Raw genomic sequence first — 24,893 nt, forward strand, 5'->3', positions numbered from 1 at the left:
GAGAGTTCCGCCAGCGGAGGCGGAGGCTGCCGGGTGATGATGGGACTTCCTTTCGGCTGTTTCAGCGGTTGGGAGGAAACGGCCCCGGGGCGGCGGGATGCTTGGCGGCTTTTGCCGCCCCGGCGGCCGGTCAGCGCTTGGTGGCGCTGTTGAGCAGGGACCGCAGGACCACGGCGGCGATGGTCACGGACATGGCGGTGACGGCGACGGCCGCCAGGAGCGCGGTGAGGACGACGCCGACGACGACCACGGCGGCTACCGCGCCCGCGTACGGCGTGAGTGACCGGCCCATGGGGGGGCACTGGAGCCTGCGTCTGCTGAGGGACGACCGGCGTCGTCGGCAGCGTCGGAACGTCGGGGAGCTTGGGGCGGAACATGGTGAACCTCCTTGTCACTTGTGGGTGCCGTTGACGACGCCGACCCCGGAGCGGGTGCCGGACTCGATGGCGGGGGCGAGGAAGGTGCGCGAGAGCCAGAAGCCGAACAGTGCGATCACGACAGCGACCCAGAGGCGGATGCCGAGGAACTTGATCGCGGCCCAGGTGATGACGCCCAGGACGAAGACGAGCGGGAGTGAGACGGTCACGGGAGCTCCCCTCAGCGGACGGGGCAGCGGTGGGTGCGGGCAGCCAGCTCGGCGGCGGCGCGGCTGTCGAAGTCCGTGGAGAAGCCACAGCGCGGAGCTGTGCAGGCGGCGGTGTGCTTCTCCCGGCCCCGGCCGTCGTAGTACGTGCCGACCTGGACGGGGTCGATGCGGACGACGTTGCGGAAGCGGCGGTTGGCGGACATGTGCGCTCCTTTCAGAGCTGTGCGGCGATGGCTTCGGCCAGCTGTGCCGGAACACCAAGCCGTGCGCGGAGGGTCGGGGTGTCGATGGCCGCTCCGGTCCGTGCACGGTGTTCGGCGGCAACCTTGCGGGCGTGGTCGACCAGGGCGGTCGGGACCGGTACGGAAGAAGGAGCGATGGCCGGTCGCCGTTCGGGCTCGGGGTCTGTCGGCTCGGGCATGACAGGTACGGGTTCGCCGATCGCGTCATGTGCGGTGTGGGCGAGGAGGGTGCCGCCGAGGAAGGCGACCGCGGGCCATCCGGCGACGAGGATGCGGAGCCAGGCCGGTACGGCGCCCAGGTCCAGCAGGCCGGCGGTGGCGACGTTGGCGCCGAGCGAGGCGGTCAGCGCCACGAAGAACCAGCACCACCCGGCCGCTTTCGCCCCGCCGGAGCGCAGTCGCCGCCAGGCCGCCACCAAGAGCAGGTCGACGGAGACCGGGTAGGCCCACGCCTTCCACCCGTGCTGTCCTGCGGCCGAGGCCAGGTCGTGCAGGTGGGCGAAGGACAGCGCGGCGGCGATGACCGCTTGAATAAGCACCGCGTCGACGCGGGCCAGGTGGGCGCGCACGGTTTGATTCCTTCCGGTGCGGTCAGTCAGTGGGCTTGAGTTCGTCGGCCCGTGCGCGGGCAGCGGCGGCGACCTCGGCCGCTTCGGCGTCGCCGGGCTGATCAGCAGCGATACGTTCCAGCAGGTCGGCTTTGCGGCTCATCAGTTCGGCGTAATCGCCGACCCCGAACTTGCGGTGATCGGTCAAGTCGGCAAGTAGCGCCGAGACTTCGGAAATGGACGGGCGGGACACAGGCGGCTCCCTCGGGGTTCGGGCATGCCGGGGTAGGGACTTGGCACGAGTCGGACGTGCCGGCCGTTGAGGAGGGGTGAACGGCCTACTCGGCGACCGGGACCGGCTTGACCAGCGATACCGAGGGGTCAGTCGGCGGGGCCGGAACTGCGGGCCGGAAGGGTTCGAGCGCGGGCAGGTCCGGCACCAGGTGCGCCGATTCCCGGCAGACTTCAGCAGCGTCGGCGAGGGAGAGGAACGGCGTACGGATGCGGGACCAGCCGCCGGAGGTGTCACCGGCCACGGCCAGGCCAGGCCGCTCTGGTGCGATGGCGCATGCGGCGTCGACCGCCTCGGGTGCGATGTCGCCGAGCGCCATCTTGGCGGAGACTTCGTCGTTGACGCGGTGGCAGACCCGGCCGGTCAACTGGGCCCGCAGCATGGTCGCTCCCTTGCCCAACTCGGCACCGAAGCGCTGCCCGCACACCTCCAAGTAGATACCGGCGGCGCGGCCGAGCTGGGCGAGGCGGATGAGCTGGGTGACCATCTCGTCCCGCCGTTCCTCGTCCTTCCTTGTGGCGACGAGGAAGAGTTCCGCCACCTCGTCGACGAACAGCACGATCGGCACCGGGCGTTCATGCTCGGGCAGTCCCCAGATGTCGGAGGTGATCTCCTCGTCCGGGGTGCTGGGCGCGATGCACTGCCGGGCCTTGATCAGGTCGTACCGGTCTTCCATCTCCCGCACAAGGACCGGCAGCAGCTCGGCCGCCTGTTGCGGATCAGTCGCCAGTGCCGACAGACGCGGGGCGAAGGGCGCCAGCTCCACGCCCCGCTTGCAGTCGATACCGACCAGCGCGACCGGCTGCTGTGCCAGCCCGGTGACCAGGTGCCGCTGGTACATGGACTTCCCCGACAGTGTTGCGCCGAGGGTGAGCTGGTGCGGGATGGTCCGGTAGTCCCGTATGAAGGCCGTCGCGTCCTCCCTGAGGGCCACCGGCACTCTGAGGAGTCCGCCACCCGCCTTCCTGGGCATCCGAACGTTGCGCAGCACGTCGAAGCCGACGAGCCGAAGCTCCACCACACCCGGCTTCACGTCCGTCACGTACACGGCGTGCACGCCCCAGGCGTGTCGCAACCGTTCCGCCGAGGCGGCGATATCGGCCGGTTCCTGCCCCGGACCCAGTCGTAGCCGAAGCCGCAGCCCGGTCGAAGTGGGCCGGATGATGCCCCGACGCGGCGGCACCGGCCGCACCTCACGGCGAGTGGTCGCCTTGACGGCCAGGACCCGTAACCGGGAAGGCTGAACGGTCAGGCCACACGCCTCCATGACCGACCCGTACGAGCCCAGAAGCCGGACCGTGGATATCGGCAGGCCGACCGAGGACCAGTACACCCCCGGGTGCTTGGCCCGGGCGTAGGCGGCCCCAGCACCGAGAACGGCGACGGGACCACCCGCTTCAAGAAGCGTCGCCAGGTCGGTCATCAGGCAGCGGCCTCGGAGGAGACCGGGAACGCGGCCGGCGCAACCGCGGCAGCGCGGAAGGCGATGCCGTGCCGCTGCTGGCCGACGAGGCGCTTCTTCCTCCTACGGCTGCGCGGCGGTGGCAATCTGGTGCAGATCGCCTCGGACGGCGGGTTGCTGCCCGCGCCGGCCCCGACCGCAGTCCTCCCGTTGTGGCCCGCCGAACGCAAGGAGATCGTCATCGACTTCTCCGGCCACCCCGTCGGTTCGCAGGTCGTCCTGGAGAACCTGGCCACGTTCCCAGGCGAGGCCCCAGAGGTGCTTCGGTTCGACGTGGTCCGGGAGGCAGCGGACCCCAGCAGCGTTCCGGCCCGGCTGCGTGATGTGCCGGAACAGGGCGAGGCAGTCGTGGAACGAGAGTTCACCCTCAAGTTCGACCCGGCCACGGGCCAGCATCTCATCAACGGCAAAGCCTTCGACATGGACCGCATCGACATCCGGCCCACTCTCGGCAAACCGGAGATATGGAAGATCACCAACGCCGATACCGAGTTGAACATCCCTCATTCGCTGCACGTGCACCTGAACCACTTCACCGTGCTGGACCGCAACGGTGCACCGCCTGCCCCCGGAGAGTCGGGGCTGAAGGACACGGTCGTCGTCGCCCCCGGTGAGACGGCTCGCATCAAACTGACCTTCACGGACTACGAAGGCCTGTTCATGTATCACTGCCACATGCTGGAGCACCAGATGATGGGGATGATGGGTCAAATGCAGATCGGGGCCTGAATCGGCCCTTACAACTACATAGTGTGTCGGGTCGTCAGACGAGCCGGTGACCGGCAGACACCGCTGGGCGCTGTACGCGAGGGCTCAGCCGAGCTGGTCACGGCGTTGCGACCGCGCGGCCGACAGCAGCCAGACCACCGATGCCCACAGGACCACTGCGCATCCCATCCCCACCACGGACAGTACCCGAGCCGCCGGTGCCCCGGCGAAGGCAAGGCCGCACCCCGACACACCCAGCAAGGCCATGAAGCCTCCGACCCACCGGTACTCGGGACGCTCGAAAGGTCCTGCCAACGGCAGGAAGTGAAGACCCACAACCACGGCGATCAGTCCGGGAATCCAGCCCCGCTCACCCGTCGCGTTACCGATGACGATGACGGCCACGATCGCCCCGGCCTGGATCACATTCGTCATGCGGAACCTGTTGGCGGCACGGGCGTACACGTCATGGCTCCTGTGCCCGGAGATCTGTCGCGCAGCGAGCCAGCAGAGGATCGCCCCCAGAGCCACACCGGCGACGGCGGCCGCTCCTCGTGCCGCAATGTCCATGGCCATCGATCCCGACAACCACCAGAGGATACCGAAGATGGCCATCAGCATGGCCGACCCCTTGGCGATGGTCCCAGGTGGCTGATCAGCGTTTGAGTGCATGCCTATATCCAACCCTGCCCGGCACAGGCTTGTGGGCGAACTTCGTACGGGAGGACGCAGACGAGCGAGACTGAGGTTCCTCACGATCTCGAAGAGGCGAGCAAGCTTCAGATGCATTCCATGGAGACAACCCCGGTCATCCGTGTCCTCAGGGAGGGCACACTGGGACACAACGCTGCCGACCTATCCTGAACCTGAGGCTGCGTCCTGCGCACCGGGTACCGGCGCCGACGGCCGGCCGCTCCACAGGAGCATACGGGGAAGGGTAGTTGATGGACTGGTTCTGGTGGGTGCTCATCGTCTTCTGGACGGGTGGCTTCGCCTGGGTCGCCGACACGGTCCGCACGGCGCTGCGCAACCGGCACGAACGGAAGCTGGAGCTGATGAAGGCCGCGCAGCAGGAACGCTTGGCTGTGGAAGAGGCGTACAAGTCGCCAGAGCCGGTGTGCGGATGCACACACCATCTGGCGAAGCACGACAAACAGGGTCGCTGCCACGAACGCGTGGAGGTGCCGACGGCATGGGACGAGAATAAGAAACCGCTGCGCTACGAAGCCGGGCAGTGCAACTGCCAGCGGTACGTGGGACCGCAACCGTTGTCACAGGTGTTCGCAGAGGAACTGACTGACAGAATCTGACCGGTCGCCTGCCCCGGTGGATCGTCGACGCTCACCGCCCAGCGATCCACGTGATCAGCTCTCGTGGTTCGGAAACATGTTGATCGGAGCATCCCGGCACACTTGCCCTGGCGCTGACCGTGAAGTTCCGCCATGTCGCGCCCGGTGGGTTGGCGTCGGTCCCCTCCACGTCGTTTGTGACCCCTGGGCCCCTTAACGCCTTTGGCTTGAGCTTGTTCGCATGTCATGGGGTGCTGCAGTCCGTGCGCAGTACCCGATCCGGATCCGCACGCAGTGAGCACAGCCGCAGCCGTCATGGCGGTGAGCACGACGCGCTCATGACCCCTCTGCGGTTCAGCCACAGCCAGGAAGGGCGGCCCCTGGCTGGAGCGCAGGACGGCAGGAGGCCGGAGCCGAAGCGCTTGCCGTCGTCTCGCAACGTGACGGACATGAGAGCAGCGAGGCGCTGCTTCGGCCCGGTCGCGTCTTCGGTAGATGCCTAGACATCACCACCAGCAGGGCATCTCCACACGTCACAGTGACTAGGGAGTAACCAGCCCAGGCTCGGGAGGTCCTGCCGATGACTCGAACCTGCTGCCAAGCGGCTATCGGTTCAAGGGGACGATCCCCTGGATGACCAGATGCCCACCCCCGACCGCACCCTTGCCCTGTTCCCATGTTCTGGGCCCGTTGCCGGGGGCCACCCTGTATGAGGTGCCCAGAGACCCCGTCACCAGCGGAAACGCTGCGGTCGGGGTCTTCGTGTATGTGCAGGCGTCTGCCGCTCGAAGTGACCCTATGACACGGTCTGTGGACTATTCGTGGACAGGATCTTGGGGCATCGGCCGAGCTCAGCACCGCGAATTACCAAGACCCGTAGAAGCCGGACCGGCGCCTGCCTGGCCCGAGGCCCAGGAGGCCATCAGGTGAACAGGTCGGCCCCGGCGCCCAAGCGCGAGGACTCGGCTCGAACCTCTGCCGCGTGCGGGGTGAGAGCGATAACCCCAGTACCCACAACGCGCATATCCGCCGTCAGCTTCAGCGGACTGACACCCAGAGCCGCGGCGATCTCAGGAGCGAGGTCGAACGCGGCCCACTTCCACTCGGCCTCATCCTCGTCTGATTCCGTTGCCTCGTCCCACACCGCCGGCAATCCGAGTTGCTCTCGGCGAGCCCGTTCGATGGGCAGGGGCTCTCCCACCGTCAAGTAGGCGTTCTCGGCCTCACCGGTCTCGCAGTAGCGCCGCAGCACGACGCCGTCCTGAGCGACGAGCCAGGCGGAACCGTCGCGCTGGGCCCCGTAGTAGTACGCCTGCGCCTGGCCGTAGCGGGCGCTCAGATCCCTGCAGAGATGCAACACGTCGTCACTGCGCTCGACATCGCACGGGTCGCACCACGGGCCTATGACCAAAGTCCACCCGTCGAGTTCCGGGCTGACGTACACCCGAGCCATCCCGTCGGGGTTGTCCTCCGCTCCTCCGTGGCCGTCTTCGTCGATGATCTCCTCGGCTTCGGCGAACGTCACGGGACGATGCTGAACAAGCCCCATCATTTCCATGACGCCTGCTCGGTCACCGGTCGGTACAGCGATCCAGTAGAGCCAGCACGTGGCCAGGACTCTTGGCAGATCATCCGTGGAATTGCGCACGAGCACACACTGCCACGGGGTGCTACGGCAACGAAGAGGCCCCTGGGATTCCAGGGGCCTCAAGGCATGTGCAGCCGGTCTCACTCGTACTCGCGCAACAGCTCTTCGATCTTGCGGTTGGCGATCTCTTCCCGACCGTCGATGCATTTGGCATAGCGGCTCAGCAGAACCTCAACGCTGTTGCCCGCACGTTCCGCCACCTCGGTCGGGTCCACCCCGGAGTTGAGCCAGGTCGACAGCGCCGAGTGCCGGAGGTCGTACGGACGCGCAGCGAGCGGGGAGGCGACCGCGGCCGGCGGAAGGGCCAGCGCGCGGGCTTCCTGCCAGACGCGGTAGTACGTCGAGGAGCCGACCACTCCCCCACGTTCGTTGGTGAACAGCCGCCCGTCCTCCGCAGTGCCGAACGTGTCGAGGTGCTGCCGGAGGATGGCGACGAGCTGGGGCGGGATCGGTACGAGGCGGACCTCTTCCGCCGGCCTGTTCTTGAGGCCTCGGTCGTCGTGGGTCTCGCCGGAGTCCGTCCACTGCTTTCCGACGCTGGGGCGTGTCCGGTTCAGCAGCGCCGTTCCCCAGCCGGCCTCGGGCAGCTTCAGGTCCGCGTCGGCAAGGCCGACGGCCTCAGCCGGGCGCAAGGCGCCGTAGTACATGCAGGCGAACAGGCCGACAAGCCGGCGGCCACGCGCCCGGCCGTACCCACCGACGTACGAGACCGCAGTCAGCAGGGAACGAGCCTGCGCGGGATTGGCGACCGCCCGGGGATCGACTTCCGCGGCGACCTTCGGCTTCTTCCAGCGGATGCCCGTGATCGGGTTCTCTTTGAACTCGCCGAGGTCCACTGCATAGTGCGGCGCGTTGACGAGCGTCCGACGCTTGCGCCGGACGGTCTCCGCGGCTGCCGCCGTCCCGTCGAGCTTCAGCTTGAGCGAGTCCAGGACAGCCCTGCCGATCGCGGCGTCCCCAAGGTCCGAAAGCGGGCGCGACGCCTTGCCCACCCAATGCAAAGTGTTCGCGATCTCGCTCGGCAAATCGCGCTCCTCCGGGCCAGGAAGGACAAAGGCCCAGTTGCGGAGCGCCTTCCTGATCAGTTCCTCGGACGGCTGCCCCGGACGATCGTCGAGAAGAGCCACAGTTACTGCGGTCAGGGCCTCATTGATCCCGTTGCGCGTGTTCGGCGCCGCGTGAGGCCCTTCATGGCCAAGTACTTCAGAGCGAAGGCGTACCAGGTCATGGAAGCTGCCTTCTCGACCATCGAGTCGGGCAGCCTTGTGGCCGTGTCGAACTCTTCGTCCCCGAAGGGTGGAGGCCTGGAGTTCCGGCGGTAGCGTGTACTCGCGAGCGTCTCGTCATACCCGGCAATAGGTGCTGCTGCCGGGACTGCTGCAGGGTTGGGTGGCACCTCACTCTCGGTCACGACCTGGGTTCACAGCGCCTCCGCCTCCTCGACGACCAGCACACCGATCGTCGCCCTCGCAGCGCGAACGGTCCCGGACCGGCCACCGGAGCGCCAGCAAGAATTCACCGCCCGTCCGTTCGCCGACCTACCCCGAGGTCAACCGGGACCGCCACACTTCCCGCCGGGCCGATCACCGGCTGCCGCACGCGCCCGCCGTGAGCCGCACCGCTACCCCCCGCCGGCCGCTGACCAGATGTATCCCGGCCCGCCCGGGCCGCCCCACCGCGAGGGAGAAACCCATGAGATCGTGGCGCCATGCCGTGTCCGCCACCGCTGCCCTGAGCCTGCTCACGCTCGCCGTGTCCGCCGGGAGTGCATCGGCCCGCCCGCACGCCGCAGATGCCGGCACCATCACCGAGGACAAGCCCTTCACCTTCGCGGTGTTCGGCGACATGCCCTACGGCGACGCCGAGATCGCCGACTTCCCGCACGTCATCAGCCAGATCAACGCCGACCCCGACGTCAGTTTCGTCACGCACCTCGGGGACATCAAGAACGGCTCGACGGTGTGCAGCGACGCATACTTCCAGATGATCAAGTCGGACTTCGACCAGTTCAAGGACCCGCTCGTGTACACGGTGGGCGACAACGAGTGGACCGACTGCCACCGGCCGAACAACGGCTCCTACAACCCGCTGGAACGCCTCGCCAAGATCCGCCAGGTGTTCTTCCCCCGCCCCGGCCGGACCCTGGGCCAGAACAGCGTGCCGGTGACCTCGCAGGCCGACGAGGGCATACCGGAGGACGTCCGCTACACCCGCGCCGGCGTCGCGTTCGCCGCGGTCGACGTTGTGGGCAGCAACAACAGCATGGCGCCGTGGACCGGCAACACCCAGCCCACCCCCGAGCAGGCCGCCGAGGTACTGGCCCGCACGGCATCGGTGACCGAGTCCATCCACGACACCTTCGCCTCGGCCCGCCGCCACCACGACCGAGCCGTCACCCTGATGATGCAGGCCGACATGTTCGACCCCACCGTCAGCGATCCCTCCTACGCCGACTACTACGCCTTCCAGCCGATCGTCGCCGCCATCGCCCGCGAGTCGGCCGCCTTCGACGGCCCGGTCTACCTCTTCAACGGCGACAGCCACCTCTACAACAGCGACCAGCCGCTGGCTACCGGATCCTCGTGGCTGTCCCTCTACCACCTGACCACCGCGGTGCCCAACCTGCACCGCATCACCGTCGACGGCTCCAACAACGCCAAGGACTACCTGAAGGTCACCGTCCAGCCACACAACCCCCAGGTCCTCAACTGGACCCGGGTCCCCCTGGCCGGTTCCGGCGCCTGACACCCGGGTGCGTCGGCGATCGGTCCGCTCGTCAGCGGTCCGACCGCCGACGCCGTATTCCCGTCCCGCCCCATCCGACCAGACTGTGCGGCGGACGGTTCGGGGATCCCGTCTCGCGGCCTGGTTCATGAACCTCGGCGGCGCAGAGCGCGTGTCGTAGGGCGCGGCTCAAGGGGGTCACGCCCGCGCGGGGACGTTCACCGCTGTTTGGCCTGCTCCTTCTGAGCGAGCTGATGCCGGTTGCCCAGGAAGGCCGGGCCCCAGCCTGGAGATAGGTGCCCGACCACGATCGCGACGGCCGCTTCCGCCGTCTCCGCCGGGCCGACGACCTCTGATCGAGACGGTCCCTCCACAAGGAAGCCCCCGCCCTTCATCGGGGCGATATACGGGATATCCCACGTGGGGGGATGCTCAGTGCAGCGGCTGAAGTGCAGCTCCCACATGCCAACCCAGGGAAAGAGCTGTCGCAGCCGAGGCTCTGCATACGCTGACCGGACCAGCGTGCTGTCGACTCGGTCGCTGGAAAGCCACTCCTGCCACGCAGCCTCGGTGACGTCCTCTGCCACATCGCTCGTCGTCATGGGCCGCAGTGTGCCAAAGCGGGCCCGTCGGGAGATAACCAGGCTCTTCGATCTTGCCGGTGATCGCCATGAACTGTACTGATTACACTCAGTCAGCGACATTCATCTCTCGACGGGTCCAGCGAAGGCACTGAGGGCGATTTGCGAGGTAATACCCGTTTCGGAGTTGGGGTTGGGTGAGGTCGGCTGGTCGCGGGCTCGTGTCCGGGTTACGGGCCGGGCCGGGTGAACAGGGGGCTCGGTCTCGGTGAGGATGCCGCGGCTGACCAGACGCTTGAGCTTGGAGCGGACCTCCTAGAAGGCGCCGGCGAACTTGAAGGCCTGGTCGACGAAGATGTGGTGCGGCCATGCCGTGCCGATGTTATGGACCTCGTACTCGCCGTTGCTGAGCTTCACGACACGGTCGACGACGCCGCCCGTGTAGGCGGAGGTCAGCGCAGCTTCCGTTGCCTTGGTCGCTTCGGTTCCGATGACGAGCGTCCCTTCCCCCTCGGTGTAGTTCGCCGGGATCTGCCCGACTTTCTTGTCCACGGCCGGGGAACCCTGCTTGAAGGGCATTGCCGAGGAAGTTGCAGATACGCCGCCAGTCGGTTGCACGGTGACGTTCGTGGCTGTGACGATCGCGCTGCTGGTCCACCCGAGTACGAGGACGGGTTCGCCCTTTGCAACGGCACTCGCCGTGGCCGATCCCGTCCCCTTCCGGTATGTCGTGGAGGACGCCTCGTCGACGGTGACCGTCTGACCTGTTGCCGTCGAGACCGTGAAGGTCGACTTGGATGTGCTGGCGACCGTGCCGACTACTCCCCCGGGCGCGGGCCCAGAGCGGGCGTTGGATCCCCCACCGGAGGCTCCGGGGCGGCCAGGGAAGCCGCTCCCTCCGGGCATGGGGTGCCCGGCCGCGGCCGAGGGGCCCCCGGCCGCTCCCGAGGGGGACCCGCTCGTTGCCGAGGGAGAGGAGTTGGCACAGCCGGCGGAAAGTCCGATTGCCGCACACAGCAGCGCAGCGGTTCCGATCCGTCGACGGCTTGTGTTCGACAGCGATCGCTGTACGGCGCCGCCTGAACTTCCAGCGACCGACGGCACTGACGTCGCGGTCGTCTCGTGGGGGCCCGTTGAATCGTAAGCGGTCATGATGGCGTTTCTCCTAGTCAGGCAGTGTCCACGCAGAGAGTGCCAGCCGTTCCTGAGAGGAACCTTTGAGAGCCCGCCTCTCGGCGACGGCAGGTTCGCAGGCGCCCGGCCAGGATGACGCCGTGGCCGAGTACACGATCAGAACTGCCAGCGGGGACGACTGGCCGTCATATGCGGAGACCTCAGCACGGTCCTCAGCGCGGTCCTTCAGCCTCGATCGCTGGTTTGCGAAACAGCCGAGGGGGAGGGCGAGCATTCCTTTCGCACGGGCACGACCACGGTCACCGCTGCTTGGGAGCTCGCCGGCACCTGGTACGTGGACGTCGAGGGCGAAGAGACCGGCTACTGGCAGAGCCGTCCGCAGGCACCGGAAGACAGCATGTCGAATGCTTGTCGAAGTCGGCGTGCAAGGCTCCGCCGGGCCATACGACTGCCCAGGTCAGAGACCTACTCCCGTCAAACCAGCGGAGCGCCTTCCAAGCACTGGACGTGTGCAGCTCGATGTCGAATCCGACGAAGTCCGGGCGGTAGTACAGCAGGTTCGCATCGAGATGGTCACCGGTTTGGGAAGCCACCGGCGGTGGTCAAGAACCGTCCTGGCGATGCCATGTGGGTCGTCGGCGGTCGAGCCTGGCCATCACTTGCTCTGAAGGCCAGATCAGGCACCGCACGACCACGTTGTGGACTACGTACCAACCGGGGTTCACCCAGCCACGTTCCTTGTCCACAAGCCCCGGACCTCCGTCGCTGTAGACGTACCGCAAATAGCAGCGGAGGAGAGGGCCGCCAGCCACGAGAAGGATCGGGGCGAGCGCAATGCCGCCGACCGTAGCGCAGAGACGAGCCGTCCGGGAGGTCACAACGCCAATCCGCATGGCCGCATCCTGGCATCACTCCATCCCCGGCGGAAGCGCGGTTCGACCTGCCCGCTGCGTGCCCATCTGACGGGTGCGCGGCGGGGAACTACGGAGAACAGCGGCGGTGCCGATCCGTAGGCCCGCGGCCAGCGCCGCGACCGCCGGGCTGCCTTGGGGAACTTGGCCTCCAAGGCGTCCAGGACGTGTGCCATGGTCGACGGGACCACCGCGGCCTCCGTCGCCGCCACGCTCCAGGCCCTGTCCACGCCCTCCCGGCTGCTGATCCTGCTCGCCCTGCGGCAGTCCCCTCACCCAGTCGGCGATCTCGCGGCCGCTGTGGGCATGGAGCAGTCCGCCGTCTCCCACCAGTTGCGCCTGCTGCGCACCCTGGGTCTGGTCACCGGACGACGTCACGGCCGCAGCATCGTCTACAGCCTCTACGACGACCACGTCGCCCAGCTCCTCGACCAGGCCGTCCACCACATCGAGCACCTGCCCCTCGGAGTGCGGGACACGGGCTGAGGGAAGCCCGTGAGCGGCGAAGGCTGCTGATCACCGACCCGTAAGGAGAGTCCAGGCGGGCTGAGCGAACGCCGGTGGCGCCCGGGAATCGAGGTCCTCTCCTCGCAGACCGTCAGCATCCTTCCGGCCGCCGTCTGCGAGCTGCCCACCGCCCAACAGGACACGCTCTCCGGTCTGGCCGCCCAGCCGGTGCCGCAGGTCGAGGACTACCGGCTCAGCCTCGTTCGGCTGCCCTGACACCGACCACGGCGCGCCCAGGGGTCAGATCGTCGGGGCGGCTTCCCTTGTACGCCCTGCTTCCGCGCCGGTCTCGGCGGTGTCGCTCAGGCCCAGGCGGAGATGCTCGACGTGGTAGAGGGCCTGGTCGAGGAGTTCTGCGACGTGGTTGTCGTAGAGGGAGTAGACCACGGACCGGCCTTGCCGGGTGCCGACGACCAGGCCGAGGTTTCGCAGCAGGCGCAGCTGGTGGGAGCAGGCCGACTGCTCCATGCCGACCTCGGCGGCCAGTTCGGTCGCGGGCAGCGGGCCCTCGCGCAGCCGGGCCAGGATGAGCAGCCGGGACGGGGTCGCCAGCGCCTGCAGAGTGGTGGCCACCTTGGCGGCATTGGCCGCGTCCAGGCGTGCGCGCGGGACGCTTCCGGCAGGCGGTGCGGCTCCATGACCCATGCGCCCAGGATACGGCAAGATCCCATGAACGCATGAATCGGTCTTCATTCGTTCCTGTTACGGTGGTGGGGTCGGACCGCGCCCCCATCCGTGAAGGAACCCCTGTCGATGTCTGCCACTCTCACACGCCCGGCCCCACCCGGCGGTGCCACCCGCGAGACGGTCGCGCCCCGCCGGCACACCCGGATCTTCGCGCTGCCCGAGGCCCGGTGGGCGGCCGCGGCCCTGGCGCTGTTCCTGATCGCGCTGCCGCTGTACCTCACCGGCGCGCCCGCCTGGTCGTGGGGCCCGCTGTTCGCGGCCGTCTACGCCACCGGCGGCTGGGAGCCCGGCTGGGCCGGCCTCAAGGCGCTCAAGGACAAGACACTGGACGTGGACCTGCTGATGGTGGTCGCGGCCCTGGGTGCGGCCGCGATCGGCCAGGTGCTGGACGGGGCGTTGCTGATCGTCATCTTCGCCACCTCCGGGGCGCTGGAGGCGATCGCCACCGCCCGCACCGCCGACTCGGTGCGCGGCCTGCTGGACCTCGCCCCCGCCACCGCCACCCGCCTCACGAGCGACGGCAGCGAGGAGAGTGTGCCCGCCGGGCAACTGGGCATCGGCGACACGATCCTGGTACGGCCCGGCGAGCGGATCGGCGCCGACGGCCGGGTCCTGGACGGGGCGAGCGAGGTCGACCAGGCCACCATCACCGGCGAACCGCTGCCCGTGGCCAAGCAGGAGGGCGACGAGGTCTTCGCCGGCACCCTCAACGGCACCGGCGCCCTGCGCGTGACGGTCGAGCGCGACCCGTCCGACTCGGTGATCGCGCGCATCGTGGCCATGGTCGAGGAAGCCTCCGAGACCAAGGCCCCCACCCAGCTGTTCATAGAGAGGATCGAGCAGCGGTACTCGATCGGCATGGTCGCGGCCACGGTGGCGCTGTTCGTCGTGCCGCTGCTCTTCGGCGCCGGTGTGCAGTCCACGCTGCTGCGCGCGATGACCTTCATGATCGTCGCCTCACCGTGCGCGGTGGTGCTGGCCACCATGCCGCCGCTGCTGTCCGCGATCGCGAATGCCGGGCGGCACGGGGTGCTGGTGAAGTCCGCCGTGGTCATGGAGCGGCTCGGGCAGGTGGACGCCGTCGCGCTGGACAAGACCGGCACCCTGACCGAGGGCACCCCGCGCGTGACCGACATCCGGCCGCTGGATGGCTCGGGCCTGGACGAGGACGCCCTGCTCCGGCTGGCGGCAGCGGCTGAGCACCCCAGCGAGCACCCGCTGGCCCGCGCCGTCGTGGAGGCCGCCCACACCCGGGGCCTCACCATTCCGCTGGTGGAGGACTTCGCCTCCACCCCTGGAACCGGCGTGACCGCGACCGTGGGGGACCGCACCGTGGCCGTCGGCAGCCCCACCCGACTGCTGAAGGGCAGTGACCAATCGGCCGCTGCGGTGGCCACCGATCTGGAGGAGGAGGGCCGCACCGCGGTGCTGGTCCTGGCCGACGGCATCCCGGTCGGCGTGCTCGGCATCGCCGACCGGCTACGTGCGGAGGCCGCCGCCACCACCGCGGACCTGGGCGAGCTGACCGGCACAACGCCGGTGCTGGTCACCGGCGACAACCCGCGCGCCGCGACCCGGCTCGCCAAGGAGGTCGGCATCACCGACGTGCGCGCGGGTCTCCTGCCGCAGGACAAGGTCGCCGCCGTACGGGAGTTGGAGCAGGCCGGGCGGAAGGTGCTGGTGGTCGGGGACGGTGTCAACGACGCGCCCGCGCTGGCCGCCGCCCACACCGGCATCGCCATGGGGCGCGCCGGATCCGACCTGGCCCTGGAGACCGCCGACGCGGTCGTGGTGCGCGACGAACTCGCCGCCATCCCCACCGTCGTCGCACTCTCCCGCCGCGCCCGTCGCCTGGTCCTGCAGAACCTCGCGATCGCCGGCGTCTTCATCACCGGCCTGGTCATCTGGGACCTGGTCGGCAACCTGCCGCTGCCGCTCGGCGTCGCCGGACACGAGGGCTCCACCGTCATCGTCGGCCTCAACGGCCTGCGCCTGCTGGCCGACCACGCTTGGCGCCGCGCCCGCACCGAGATCGGAACCAGCCAGTGAACCGCCGCACCCGTAAGGCCACCGCCCCCGCCACCGCGGGGGCGGCCCGCTGCACGGTCACCGTCTGCCGCGGCTGCTGCTGCGGAACGGCGAAGATCCCCGGTGTGGACCACGCCGCCCAGCTCGCCGGCCTGCGGCAGGCACTCGCCGACACCGCACAGGTGCGGGTGACCGGCTGCCTGGACGCCTGCGAGCACGCCAACGTCATCGTCGTCCAGCCCTCCGCCGCCGGACGGGCGGCCGGCGGGCGCCCGGTGTGGCTGGGCCTGGTCAACGACCCCGCCGCCACCGACGACATCGCCGCCTGGATCACCGCCGGCGGCCCCGGGCTCGCAGACCCACCCGGCGTACTCGACCTGTACGCCTTCACCCCCTCCCGCCGCGTCCGCCAAGCCATCGACGGCTGACCGCAACCACCGTTCACGGGATGCGGGGAGGCGTGACCCGTCAGTTGAGCTGGGCGGCCTGCCGTGGAGCGGGGGCCGCCCGGAGCCGGTCGGGCAGCGTGCCGTCGTCGGGCATCCCGGCCCGCAGCCACTCCCCGACCGCCTCGGCGTCGGCCTCGGTCGCCAGCGGACCCAGGCGTACGACGGCCCCGGCGGGCCTGCGGTCGACCCCGCACGCCTGCACGGCGGCATACAGCCCACGGCCGCTCCGGCAGTGCAGCACCTGCGCCAGGCAACCGGTGGAGACCATGACCCCGTGCGGGCACCCCCGGACCGCGCGGCGCAGCCCGTCCATCACCCGCCCGGCCGCGGCGGCATGACATGAGCCGCAGACGACAAGGGTGAAAGGACGGCCCTGACGGCCGCCCGCCGTGTCGCTCATCTCCGCGCCTCCTCCGTATGGGTCAAAGGAATCCCCTGTTTGCGCCACGGGTGACCGAACTCGCCTGGTGATCTACCGAGTTGGGGGGCGAGTGATTTGACACCGCCTCGCCGCACCACCAGCCTATGCTCATGACATCCATTTTCAATAGAGGTGGCTGAAGTTATGCGCGTTGCCTTCGTCGGCAAGGGCGGCAGCGGCAAGACGACCCTGTCGGCCCTCTTCTCCCGTCACCTGGCGCGCTCGGGCGCGCCGGTCGTCGCGATCGACGGCGACATCAACCAGCACCTGGCTCACGCCCTCGGTTTCGACGAGGACGAACGCTTCACCGCACCGCCGCTCAGCGCGCGCACCGGGGAGATCAAGGACTACCTGCGCGGCACGAATCCGCGGATCCGGTCCCGCGACGCCATGGTCAAGACGACCCCGCCCGGACGCGGCTCCCGGCTGCTGCGGCTGCTCGGCGACGACGAGATCCACAGCCACCACGTCCAGGAGGTCGACGGCGTCCCGCTCATGGTCACCGGCGCCTTCGGCGAGAGCGACCTCGGCGTGACCTGCTACCACTCCAAGCTCGGCGCGGTCGAGCTGTACCTCAACCACCTCGTGGACGGCCCCGGCGAGTACGTCGTCGTCGACATGACCGCGGGCGCCGACGCCTTCGCCTCCGGCCTGTTCACCCGTTTCGACATGACGTTCCTGGTCGTGGAACCGACCCGCAAGAGCGTCTCCGTGTACCGCCAGTACCGGGAGCACGCGGCCGAGTTCGGCATCCCGGTCGCCGTCGTCGGCAACAAGGTCACCGGCGAGGACGACCTGCTCTTCCTCAAGGAGCACGTCGGCGAGGACCTGCTGGCGCACTGCGAGCAGTCCTCCTACGTACGCGCCCAGGAGCAGGGCCGGGGCCGCGGCGAGCCGGAGCCGCACAACACCCGCACCCTGGACCTGCTGCGCGCGGCCGTGGACGCCCGCCCCAAGGACTGGGCCACCTTTCAGAAGCACGCTGTGGAGTTCCACCTGCGCAACGCCGCCGCCTGGGCCAACGAGGCCATCGGCCAGAACCTCGCCGCCCAGGTCGACCCGGACTTCCGGCACGGCCCCGCAGCGCTGGCCGTCCCCGACTGACCCCCTACCCCCTCAAGAACTCAACCACAGAAACAGAACAGGACAGCGCTTCATGTCACTCGACGTCTCCCCGCAGCTGCTCGCCGAAGCCGAGAACGGTGAGGTGCGGGAGCAGGACTTCGTGGAAACGGTCCGTACGTCCCTGCCGTACGCCTACGACCTCATCGCCCGCCTGGCCGACGAACTGCGCTCCGGCACCGCGGAATTCGCCGACAACCAGATTCCGCCGCTCTCCGAGAAGGAGCGCGGCCAGCTGCTGCGCGCCCTGTCCAGCGACGCCATCCGCGGCAGCCTGGAACGTCACTTCGGCATCGCCCTGGCCTTCCAGAACTGCCACCGTGTCGCGGCCTTCCACCCCGAGGCGCGCGGCGGCGCCACCCACACCCGCTTCACCTCCCTGCGCGCACAGATCCTCAACCAGTCGCCGGAGTTCCGCGACTGCTGAACCACTGCCGGCCGCGACCGCCACCTGCCGGAAAGCCGGCGTTCGGCAGTCAGGCCGGCCACTTCGTCCCCTCGGCGGCCGTCACTCACCAGGACACCCGGTCCTCGTGAGCGGCGGCCGCCAACGCTTGCCCCGACGGCATCCGCCGCACCCCCTGCCTGCGCAGCCCCGAGCAGTCGTACGCACGGTCAAAAGACGGCAACGGTTTTCATCTGGCATTGATCTGAAAATCATTTCCATCTAGCGTGGAAAGTGTCGCCCCACGGCCGGCGCGTGTCCGTCACGCGCCCGGCATCGCCCGAAGGAGCCCGCGCATGTCCACCGCCCCCGCCTCCCGTTCCGCCCGGCCGACCGCGAGGATCGCACTGGTCACCGCGACGGCCGCCCTGACGGCCGTGACGGCGACCGCCTGCTCGAACTCCTCCTCGCACACCAGCAACACCGCCGCGACCGGCAGCGGCTCCGGCAAGACGATCCAGGTGGTGGCGGCGGAGAACTTCTGGGGCAGCATCGCCTCCCAGCTCGGCGGCAGCCACGTGAAGGTGACCAGCATCATCAACAACCCGGACACCGACCCGCACGACTACGAGCCGACCGCCGCCGACGCCCGCACCGTGGCCGGCGCCCGGTACACGATCGTCAACGGCATCGGCTACGACACCTGGGCCGACAAGCTGCTGGCCGCCAACCCCGGCAGCGGACGCACCCAGCTCGAGGTCGGTGACCTGGTCGGGATCAAGCCGGGCGGCAACCCGCACCGGTGGTACTCCCCGGACGACGTCCACCAGGTCATCGACAAGATCACCGCCGACTACAAGAAGATCGCCCCGGCCGACGCGGCCTACTTCGACCAGCAGAAGAAGACCTTCGAGACGAAGACGCTCGGCGATTACAACAAGCTCATCGCCGACATCAAGGCCAAGTACGCGGGCACCCCGATCGGTGCTTCGGAGTCCATCGTCACGCCGCTCGCCGAGGGCCTGGGGCTGAAGATGCTCACCCCCGAGACGTTCCTGGACGCGATGAGCGAGGGCTCCGACCCCACGGCCAAGGACAAGGCCACCATCGACCAGCAGATCAAGAACAAGCAGATCAAGATCTACGTCTACAACTCCCAGAACTCCACGCCGGACGTGCAGGCGCAGGTCAAGGAGGCCAAGGCGCAGGGCATTCCGGTCGCCACGGTGACTGAGACCCTCACCCCCGCCGGGGCCTCCTTCCAGCAGTGGCAGACCACCCAGCTGCAGGGCATCGAGCAGGCCCTGGCCAAGGCCACCGGGAAGTGAACTGACGCCATGAACCCGATAGCGAAGGCACGCGAAGCCGTCACACACACCAGCGGCCACGCCGTCCCCAGTCGCCGAAGCGGGGGGCACGACACAGCTACAGGAACGGGAAGCGATCCGGTGGTCGCCCTGCGCGGGGCCGCCGTGCGGGTCGGCGGCAGGACGTTGTGGTCGGGGGTGGACCTTCGCATCGGGGCCGGCGAGTTCACCGCCGTGCTCGGTCCCAACGGCGTCGGCAAGTCCACCATGGTCAAGGTCCTGCTCGGCGCCCTGCCCGCGGCGGCCGGCGAGGTACGGGTGCTCGGGGCCCGGCCCGGGCAGGCCAACGAACGCATCGGCTACCTGCCGCAGCGCCGCAGCTTCGACGCCACCCTGCGCATTCGCGGCATCGACGTGGTGCGCATGGGCCTGGACGGCGACCGCTGGGGGGTGACGCTGCCGTTGCCGAGCGCGCGTCGGTGGGCCGCCCGCGCCCGGGTGGAGGAGGTGATCGAGCTGGTCGGGGCGTCGGCGTACGCACACCGGCCCATCGGGCAGTGCTCAGGCGGCGAGCAGCAGCGGCTGCTGATCGCCCAGGCACTGGTCCGCAGGCCGGAACTGCTGCTGCTGGACGAGCCGTTCGACAGCCTCGACCTGCCCAACCAGAGCGCCGTCGCCGCGCTGATCGGGCGCATCTGCCACCACGAGGGCGTCTCGGTGGTCATGGTCGCCCATGACGTGAACCCGATACTCCACCACCTGGACCGGGTGGTGTACCTGGCCGAGGGCGGGGCCGCCACCGGCACCCCGGAGGAGGTCATCACCTCCCAGACGCTGACCGGGCTGTACGGCACGCCGGTCGAGGTGCTGCGGACCTCGGACGGGCGACTGGTCGTGGTGGGCCAGCCGGATGCCCCCGCGGTGCACACCGACCGGCACGACACCCCGGGGAGCGGTCATGCTGCTGGCTGAGACGGGGGCACCGGACTGGTCCTGGAACCTCCTGACGGACTTCCAGGAGATGTGGTCGTACCCGTTCATGGTCAACGCGTTCCGCGCGGGCGCGATCGTGTCCGTGGTCTCCGCGGTCGTGGGGTGGTTCGTGGTGCTGCGGCGGCAGACGTTCGCCGCGCACACCGTCTCCGCCGTCGCCTTCCCGGGCGCCGCCGGAGCGCTCTTGCTCGGGGTCAGCGCGGTCTACGGGTACTTCACGCTGTGTGTGGCCGCCGCGCTGGTCATCGCGGCCCTGCGCGGCGGCGGTGAGCATCAGGAGGCAGCGCTGACCGGGACCGTGCAGGCGTTCCTGCTCGCGTCCGGCTTCCTGTTCACCGCCCTGTACAGAGGGCTGCTGGAAGGTCCGCAGACCATCCTCTTCGGCACCTTCCTGGGGATCACGTCGTCGCAGGTTACCGTGCTGACGGTGGTCGGTGCTGTTGTCGTCGCGGTGCTGGCGTTGATCGGACGGCCGCTGCTGTTCGCCTCCGTCGACCCTCAGGTGGCCGCCGGACGCGGCGTGCCGGTCCGCGCGCTGTCGGTGGTCTTTCTCGTCCTGCTCGGTGCGGCCACGGCGGAAGCGAGCCAGATCACCGGGACGCTCCTGGTCTTCGCCCTCATGGTGATCCCGGCCGCCACCGCACAGACCCTCACCCCCCGCCCGGGCCTCAGCCTGGCCGTGGCCGTCCTGCTGGCGTTCGCCGCGACCTGGCTGGGGCTGACCGCCGCCTACTACTGGCCCTACCCTCTGGGCTTCTTCGTGACGACCATCGCCTTCGCCGGATACCTGCTCGCGCTGGGCCGGCGCTCGCTGCGCGAGGTACTCAGTCGCACCCGGGCCGGAGCCGCATCCGGTTCCAAGGAGGTGGTCGCATGACCGTCCTGTTCGCCGCCTCTCCGCTGTCCCATCCGTTCTTCCTGCACGCCTTCCTCGCCGGTACCGCCATCGCCGCGGCCTGCGGGCTGGTCGGCTACTTCCTGGTGCTGCGGGCCCAGGTCTTCACCGGCGACGCGCTCAGCCATGTCGCCTTCACCGGTGCGATGGCCGCTCTCGCCTTCGGCGCCGACCTTCGCCTCGGGCTGTTCGCGGCCACCATCGCCATGGCGCTGCTCTTCGGCACCCTCGGCCGCAAGGCGCGGCCCGACGACGTGGTCATCGGGAGCGTCTTCTCCTGGATCCTGGGCCTGGGCGCCTTCTTCATCACGCTCTACACGACGTCCCGCAGCACCACGAACGGCACCGCCGGGGTGAGTGTGCTGTTCGGCTCCATCTTCGGCATCTCCGCCAGCAGCGCGGCCGTCGCCGCCCTGGTGGCCGCAGGGGTCGGTCTGTTGGTCGTGCTGATGGCCCGGCCGCTGCTGTTCGCCACGCTCGACGACGCCGTGGCCGCGGCCCGCGGGGTACCGGTCCGGCTGCTCGGCTACGGCTTCCTCGCCCTGGCCGGGGTCAGCGCCGCCGAAGCGACCCAGGCGGTCGGTTCCCTGCTCCTGCTCGGCCTGCTCGCCGCCCCCGCGGGCGCCGCGATCCGGCTGACCGACCGCCCCTACCGGGCACTCGCCCTGTCCGCGGGGCTTGCGGTGCTGGAGACGTGGGCGGGGCTGTTCGCCTCCTTCGCGGCGCCGAAGATGCCGCCGAGCTTCGCCATCATGGCCGCCGCCACGGCCGTCTACGCCGCCACCTTCCTGATACGACGGCCCGCCCCCGGTCCTCGTACGCCAACCGCCGTCCCCACCGGCACATGAGCGAAGGCACCCGATGGCACCCGACCGCCAGTACACCCCCGCCCCGTCGCACGACGTCACGTTGATCGGCCGCCTGACCCAGCAACGCACCATCGTGGTCGAGGCGCTCATCCGGGCCGACGACTTCGTCGGCGCCCAGGCCCTCCACGACCAGCTCGCCGCCGCCGGCTCGCCGGTCGGCCTGTCGACGGTCTACCGCACGCTGGCCGGCTTGGCCCGCGTCGGCCGGGTTGACGTGGTGCGCGACGCCAGCGGTGAACGCCTCTTCCGCTACCGCCTGGGACCCGAACACCGCCACTACCTCATCTGCACCGAATGCGGCCTGAGCCGGCCCGTCGACTCCGGCCCGGTGGAAGAGTGGGCCGACACCATCGCACGAACCTCCGGGTTCGCGAACGTCCGGCACACGGTGGATTTGTCCGGGGTGTGCCCGGACTGCGGCCGCCGGCAGGCGGCGGACGAGCACCGGTGAACTCCCCGCCACTCCCTTTCCGGAGTGGTCTTCCGTCAAGGGCAACAGTCGCACCCCTGAGCACAGTCGCAGGCATCCGCCTCCCGCCGGCCCGCGCCCGGCACGACAGCCGACGGCGTTGCGCAGCACCCCTCCCCACGCCACGCGTCGCACCCCTCCTTCACCGCTACCGCAGCGGTGGCGAGGGCCGCGAGCGGATCGGCCCACGACCAGCCGAGCACGGCATCGGCGACCAGGCCCACCAGCAGCACCGCCGACAAAATAGGTGCACAGCAGGGTCTGCTTGGAGTCGGCCACGGCGGATGCGGAGCCCAGTTCCCGTCCGGCGCGGCGCTGGGCGGCCGACAGGAACGGCATGACCACGAGCGAGAGGGCAGCCAGCACGATCTCAGGCAGGGAGCGCGTGGCCTCACCTGCGCCGGTCAGGGCCCGTACGGCATCGACGGCAACGTAGGCGGGGAGCGCGAAGAACGACAGCGCGATGATCCGCAACGCGCTCTCCTCCCGGGCCTCGCGCACCGCGTGCTCACGGGCGGAGAACTGCCAGACGGCAGCGGCCCGGCGGCCTGGCCCCGGTGCTGGACGCGAAGAGGGCCAGGCAGGTGGAAGAGTCGTCGGACCGTGCGGAAAGTCTTGACCGGGTCGACGCAGCCGGGTCACTTCCAGAGGACGGCGGTGGGGATGCCGCAGTTGTCCGTACGGCTGTCTCGGTTATCGGGAGCTGTAGGGCAGGAGTGCCATCTCGCGTGCGTTCTTGATGGCCTGCGCTATCTGCCGCTGCTGCTGACCGGTCACGTGGGTCACCCGACGGCTGCGGATCTTTCCGCGGTCGGAGATGAACTTCCGCAGCAAATCGGTGTTCTTGTAGTCGATGTAGGTGATGCCGGCGGCGTCCAGCGGGTTGGCGCGCTGACGCTTGGCGGTCTGCCGCCCGGGGCTTGTGCGTCGGGGCATGGTGAGGTCGACCCTCTCTTTCAACGGGATGGGGTGGATTGCGCGGGCGACAGTTCAGGGTGCGTCGCCGCCGGGACAAATCGCGGTTCAGGTCACTGGGTCGAGCAAGTCGTCGAAGGCGTGGGGAAGTTGTTTCCAGCGGTCCCTGCCCGCCGCGTACTCGTCGTCGGTGAGCAGGCAGGAATCGAGCAGGTCCAGCAGACCGTCGCGGTCCAGGCCGGGCGAGGTGAACGTGAGGTACTGGCAGCGGTCACCGTGTTCGGGGTGCCAGTCCGCAGAGGCGGCCAGGCGGCGTTCCGCGGGCACCATCTCCCAGGCGGCATCGGGCAGGGCCGCCAGCCAGGGGCCGGCCGACTCCACGCACAGCGCGCCGCCCGCGGCGTCCCACGACAGCAGCGTGTCGGGGCGGTCCGCCAGCCAGAACCGTCCACGGCTGCGAGCGGCGGCGCAGGTCAGATCCTCCAGCGCCGCGTAGAGACGCTGCGGGTGGAAAGGCCGTTCGTGCCGCCAGACGAAGGTGCTCACGCCGTGCTCGTCGCACTCCTGCGGCAGCAGCGCGCACGCGGGATGCACGCGGGCGGCGGCCGCTCCCACGTCGAAGCCCGCCGCCAGCAGAGCGGCCCCCAGGGCGCCACTGTCCACGCGTACCTTGCGTGCGCCCGGCGTGAGCTGGGCGAGCAGCGCGTGGTCGGTGTCGTCGGCGGCCTCGCCGCCCTCCCCGCACGAACTGCCCTCGCCGAGGGCGATGACCGTGGGGTATTCCAGTTGCCGGGCAAAGGTGCCGGCGATGGTGCGCTGGTCGTTCGGGGCGGCGGCGAGGCCGGCATCGGCCAGGTCGTCGCCGTTGGACAAGTACGGCAGGACGAGTGCGGCGTCGACCGCGGTGGCGACCCTGGTCAGCGCCAGCGGTGGCCCTGCGGCGGCGATGACCGGGGCCATGCCCTGGGGTTCGACGGAGTCCCACAGTTCCACGACGGCCAGCCGGTGCCTGCCCTCCTCGGCGAGCCGCAGGAGTTCGGGGACGAGGTCCTCGCGCAGCGCGCAGCACGCGCAGTCGTTCACCAGGGGTGCGTCGCCGCCGGCCAGCAGGCCGGCGGCGTCGCGTACCGTGCGGCGCACCGCGCTGTCGACGGCGGACGTCAGGTCGTGGTGCAGCGCGATGGAGCCGGGGACCGTACGCAGGATCTCCTCGACGGCGCCCCGGCGGGCGTCGGCGTGCAACCCGGCGACGATCGCGACCGGCAGCCGCGCCTGGTCCCCGCTCACTGCTCGCTCCCTCCGCGTCCGTAGCGCCGCTCGAAGCGCTCGACCCGGCCCGCGGTGTCCAGGACCCGCTGGGTGCCGGTGTAGAAGGGGTGGCTCGCCGAGGAGATCTCGACGTCGATGACCGGATAGGTGTTGCCGTCCTCCCACTCGACGGTCTTGTCGCTCGTGGCCGTCGACCGGGTCAGGAAGGCGAAGTCGGCGGCCCGGTCACGGAAGACGACCGGGCGGTAGGCGGGGTGGATTCCGGGCTTCACGGCTCTCAACGCTCCTCACGGAAGTCGACGTGGCGCCCCTCGATCGGGTCGTACTTGCGCAGCGTCAGCCGGTCGGGGTCGTTACGGCGGTTCTTGCGGGTCACGTAGGTGTAGCCGGTGCCGGCGGTGGACCTCAGCTTGATGATCGGGCGCAGTTCGTTACGGGCCATGGACAGCACC

General features: G+C 69.5%; 29 protein-coding genes and 3 pseudogenes. 14 read left to right on the forward strand and 18 right to left on the reverse strand.

What is annotated here, in order from left to right; genetic code table 11:
* Positions 1-130 precede the first annotated feature (130 nt).
* From AB0N14_RS00465 to AB0N14_RS00490, 6 genes and pseudogenes are all read right to left on the reverse strand, one after another.
* A pseudogene (locus AB0N14_RS00465) lies at positions 131-377 on the reverse strand (SpdD protein).
* 14 nt (positions 378-391) lie between these two features.
* Positions 392-586 carry a hypothetical protein gene (locus AB0N14_RS00470; protein WP_366023536.1) on the reverse strand — a complete coding sequence of 65 codons (195 nt, stop codon included), beginning with the start codon at positions 584-586 and terminating at the stop codon, positions 392-394.
* 11 nt (positions 587-597) lie between these two features.
* A complete protein-coding gene (locus tag AB0N14_RS00475) occupies positions 598-789 on the reverse strand; it encodes a mobile element transfer protein (protein WP_366023537.1) in 192 nt (63 codons plus the stop codon).
* 11 nt (positions 790-800) lie between these two features.
* Entirely contained in the window at positions 801-1,397 is a 597-nt protein-coding gene (locus tag AB0N14_RS00480) for a DUF2637 domain-containing protein (RefSeq protein ID WP_366023538.1), read from the reverse strand.
* A gap of 22 nt (positions 1,398-1,419) precedes the next feature.
* Positions 1,420-1,629: a hypothetical protein gene (locus AB0N14_RS00485; RefSeq protein ID WP_366023539.1), complete on the reverse strand. Its 210-nt coding sequence runs from the start codon at positions 1,627-1,629 to the stop codon at positions 1,420-1,422.
* Between the two features lie 85 nt (positions 1,630-1,714).
* The gene (locus AB0N14_RS00490) at positions 1,715-3,091 is read right to left on the reverse strand and encodes an FtsK/SpoIIIE domain-containing protein (protein ID WP_366023540.1); all 1,377 of its coding nucleotides are present in this window, start codon (positions 3,089-3,091) and stop codon (positions 1,715-1,717) included.
* A gap of 63 nt (positions 3,092-3,154) precedes the next feature.
* On the opposite strand from AB0N14_RS00490, the gene AB0N14_RS00495 reads away from it, so the two are divergent.
* Entirely contained in the window at positions 3,155-3,859 is a 705-nt protein-coding gene (locus tag AB0N14_RS00495; RefSeq protein ID WP_366023541.1) for a multicopper oxidase domain-containing protein, read from the forward strand.
* An 84-nt stretch (positions 3,860-3,943) separates the two neighbouring features.
* Here AB0N14_RS00495 and AB0N14_RS00500 read toward each other — a convergent pair whose 3' ends face one another.
* Positions 3,944-4,459, reverse strand: coding sequence for a hypothetical protein (locus AB0N14_RS00500; protein WP_366023542.1), 516 nt, complete (start codon positions 4,457-4,459; stop codon positions 3,944-3,946).
* Positions 4,460-4,782: 323 nt separating this feature from the next.
* On the opposite strand from AB0N14_RS00500, the gene AB0N14_RS00505 reads away from it, so the two are divergent.
* Positions 4,783-5,148: a hypothetical protein gene (locus tag AB0N14_RS00505; RefSeq protein ID WP_366023543.1), complete on the forward strand. Its 366-nt coding sequence runs from the start codon at positions 4,783-4,785 to the stop codon at positions 5,146-5,148.
* A 901-nt stretch (positions 5,149-6,049) separates the two neighbouring features.
* Here the strand turns inward: AB0N14_RS00505 and AB0N14_RS00510 are convergent.
* Both AB0N14_RS00510 and AB0N14_RS00515 read right to left on the reverse strand, forming a co-directional pair.
* Positions 6,050-6,775, reverse strand: coding sequence for a hypothetical protein (locus tag AB0N14_RS00510; RefSeq protein WP_366023544.1), 726 nt, complete (start codon positions 6,773-6,775; stop codon positions 6,050-6,052).
* 80 nt (positions 6,776-6,855) lie between these two features.
* Positions 6,856-8,060 (reverse strand): annotated as a pseudogene (locus tag AB0N14_RS00515) (site-specific integrase); the annotation flags it as partial.
* Positions 8,061-8,467: 407 nt separating this feature from the next.
* Between AB0N14_RS00515 and AB0N14_RS00520 the strand changes: the two are divergent.
* Entirely contained in the window at positions 8,468-9,520 is a 1,053-nt protein-coding gene (locus AB0N14_RS00520) for a metallophosphoesterase (protein WP_366023545.1), read from the forward strand.
* A gap of 197 nt (positions 9,521-9,717) precedes the next feature.
* Here AB0N14_RS00520 and AB0N14_RS00525 read toward each other — a convergent pair whose 3' ends face one another.
* Positions 9,718-10,101, reverse strand: a complete 384-nt coding sequence (locus AB0N14_RS00525) for a DUF6193 family natural product biosynthesis protein (protein ID WP_366023546.1) — start codon at positions 10,099-10,101, stop codon at positions 9,718-9,720.
* 294 nt (positions 10,102-10,395) lie between these two features.
* Positions 10,396-10,632: a hypothetical protein gene (locus tag AB0N14_RS00530; protein WP_365731612.1), complete on the reverse strand. Its 237-nt coding sequence runs from the start codon at positions 10,630-10,632 to the stop codon at positions 10,396-10,398.
* A 76-nt stretch (positions 10,633-10,708) separates the two neighbouring features.
* On the opposite strand from AB0N14_RS00530, the gene AB0N14_RS00535 reads away from it, so the two are divergent.
* Together AB0N14_RS00535 and AB0N14_RS00540 are read left to right on the forward strand one after the other, a co-directional pair.
* The gene (locus tag AB0N14_RS00535; protein WP_366023547.1) at positions 10,709-10,843 is read left to right on the forward strand and encodes a hypothetical protein; all 135 of its coding nucleotides are present in this window, start codon (positions 10,709-10,711) and stop codon (positions 10,841-10,843) included.
* 1,456 nt (positions 10,844-12,299) lie between these two features.
* Positions 12,300-12,611, forward strand: coding sequence for a metalloregulator ArsR/SmtB family transcription factor (locus tag AB0N14_RS00540; RefSeq protein WP_366023548.1), 312 nt, complete (start codon positions 12,300-12,302; stop codon positions 12,609-12,611).
* A gap of 261 nt (positions 12,612-12,872) precedes the next feature.
* Here AB0N14_RS00540 and AB0N14_RS00545 read toward each other — a convergent pair whose 3' ends face one another.
* On the reverse strand, positions 12,873-13,277 hold the full coding sequence (locus AB0N14_RS00545; protein ID WP_366023549.1) for a metalloregulator ArsR/SmtB family transcription factor: 405 nt from the start codon (positions 13,275-13,277) through the stop codon (positions 12,873-12,875).
* Between the two features lie 108 nt (positions 13,278-13,385).
* Here AB0N14_RS00545 and AB0N14_RS00550 point away from each other — a divergent pair, with 108 nt between their 5' ends.
* Both AB0N14_RS00550 and AB0N14_RS00555 read left to right on the forward strand, forming a co-directional pair.
* Entirely contained in the window at positions 13,386-15,368 is a 1,983-nt protein-coding gene (locus AB0N14_RS00550) for a heavy metal translocating P-type ATPase (protein WP_366023550.1), read from the forward strand.
* Positions 15,365-15,775: a (2Fe-2S) ferredoxin domain-containing protein gene (locus tag AB0N14_RS00555; RefSeq protein WP_366023551.1), complete on the forward strand. Its 411-nt coding sequence runs from the start codon at positions 15,365-15,367 to the stop codon at positions 15,773-15,775. The genes AB0N14_RS00550 and AB0N14_RS00555 overlap by 4 nt, the downstream gene beginning before the upstream one ends.
* A 40-nt stretch (positions 15,776-15,815) precedes the next feature.
* Here AB0N14_RS00555 and AB0N14_RS00560 read toward each other — a convergent pair whose 3' ends face one another.
* Complete coding sequence (locus AB0N14_RS00560; protein WP_366023552.1) at positions 15,816-16,196, reverse strand: hypothetical protein; 381 nt, start codon at positions 16,194-16,196, stop codon at positions 15,816-15,818.
* Positions 16,197-16,361: 165 nt separating this feature from the next.
* On the opposite strand from AB0N14_RS00560, the gene AB0N14_RS00565 reads away from it, so the two are divergent.
* From AB0N14_RS00565 to AB0N14_RS00595, 7 genes are all read left to right on the forward strand, one after another.
* Entirely contained in the window at positions 16,362-17,321 is a 960-nt protein-coding gene (locus tag AB0N14_RS00565) for an adenylyl-sulfate kinase (RefSeq protein WP_366023553.1), read from the forward strand.
* Between the two features lie 52 nt (positions 17,322-17,373).
* A complete protein-coding gene (locus tag AB0N14_RS00570; protein WP_366023554.1) occupies positions 17,374-17,766 on the forward strand; it encodes an SCO5389 family protein in 393 nt (130 codons plus the stop codon).
* Between the two features lie 314 nt (positions 17,767-18,080).
* Positions 18,081-19,052, forward strand: a complete 972-nt coding sequence (locus tag AB0N14_RS00575) for a zinc ABC transporter substrate-binding protein (protein WP_366023555.1) — start codon at positions 18,081-18,083, stop codon at positions 19,050-19,052.
* 120 nt (positions 19,053-19,172) lie between these two features.
* Complete coding sequence (locus AB0N14_RS00580; protein ID WP_366023556.1) at positions 19,173-20,003, forward strand: metal ABC transporter ATP-binding protein; 831 nt, start codon at positions 19,173-19,175, stop codon at positions 20,001-20,003.
* Complete coding sequence (locus tag AB0N14_RS00585; protein ID WP_366023557.1) at positions 19,990-20,901, forward strand: metal ABC transporter permease; 912 nt, start codon at positions 19,990-19,992, stop codon at positions 20,899-20,901. Before AB0N14_RS00580 ends, AB0N14_RS00585 begins: the two co-directional genes overlap by 14 nt.
* Positions 20,898-21,767, forward strand: coding sequence for a metal ABC transporter permease (locus AB0N14_RS00590; RefSeq protein ID WP_366023558.1), 870 nt, complete (start codon positions 20,898-20,900; stop codon positions 21,765-21,767). Before AB0N14_RS00585 ends, AB0N14_RS00590 begins: the two co-directional genes overlap by 4 nt.
* Positions 21,768-21,780: 13 nt before the next feature.
* The gene (locus tag AB0N14_RS00595; protein ID WP_366023559.1) at positions 21,781-22,239 is read left to right on the forward strand and encodes a Fur family transcriptional regulator; all 459 of its coding nucleotides are present in this window, start codon (positions 21,781-21,783) and stop codon (positions 22,237-22,239) included.
* A gap of 35 nt (positions 22,240-22,274) precedes the next feature.
* On the opposite strand, the pseudogene AB0N14_RS00600 reads toward AB0N14_RS00595, so the two are convergent.
* From AB0N14_RS00600 to rpmG, 5 genes and pseudogenes are all read right to left on the reverse strand, one after another.
* Positions 22,275-22,785 (reverse strand): annotated as a pseudogene (locus tag AB0N14_RS00600) (cation transporter); the annotation flags it as partial.
* A 165-nt stretch (positions 22,786-22,950) separates the two neighbouring features.
* Positions 22,951-23,193, reverse strand: a complete 243-nt coding sequence (gene rpsR, locus AB0N14_RS00605; protein ID WP_366023560.1) for a 30S ribosomal protein S18 — start codon at positions 23,191-23,193, stop codon at positions 22,951-22,953.
* Between the two features lie 87 nt (positions 23,194-23,280).
* Entirely contained in the window at positions 23,281-24,459 is a 1,179-nt protein-coding gene (locus tag AB0N14_RS00610) for a GTP-binding protein (RefSeq protein ID WP_366023561.1), read from the reverse strand.
* Positions 24,456-24,713 (reverse strand): type B 50S ribosomal protein L31, encoded by a 258-nt coding sequence (locus AB0N14_RS00615; protein ID WP_366023562.1) that lies wholly within the window; start codon positions 24,711-24,713, stop codon positions 24,456-24,458. The genes AB0N14_RS00610 and AB0N14_RS00615 overlap by 4 nt, the downstream gene beginning before the upstream one ends.
* Before the next feature lie 5 nt (positions 24,714-24,718).
* Positions 24,719-24,883 (reverse strand): 50S ribosomal protein L33, encoded by a 165-nt coding sequence (gene rpmG / locus AB0N14_RS00620; protein WP_366023563.1) that lies wholly within the window; start codon positions 24,881-24,883, stop codon positions 24,719-24,721.
* Positions 24,884-24,893: the final 10 nt, after the last annotated feature.

The organism is Streptomyces sp. NPDC051104 (assembly GCF_040682835.1).
GTDB classification, from domain to species: domain Bacteria; phylum Actinomycetota; class Actinomycetes; order Streptomycetales; family Streptomycetaceae; genus Streptomyces; species Streptomyces cynarae.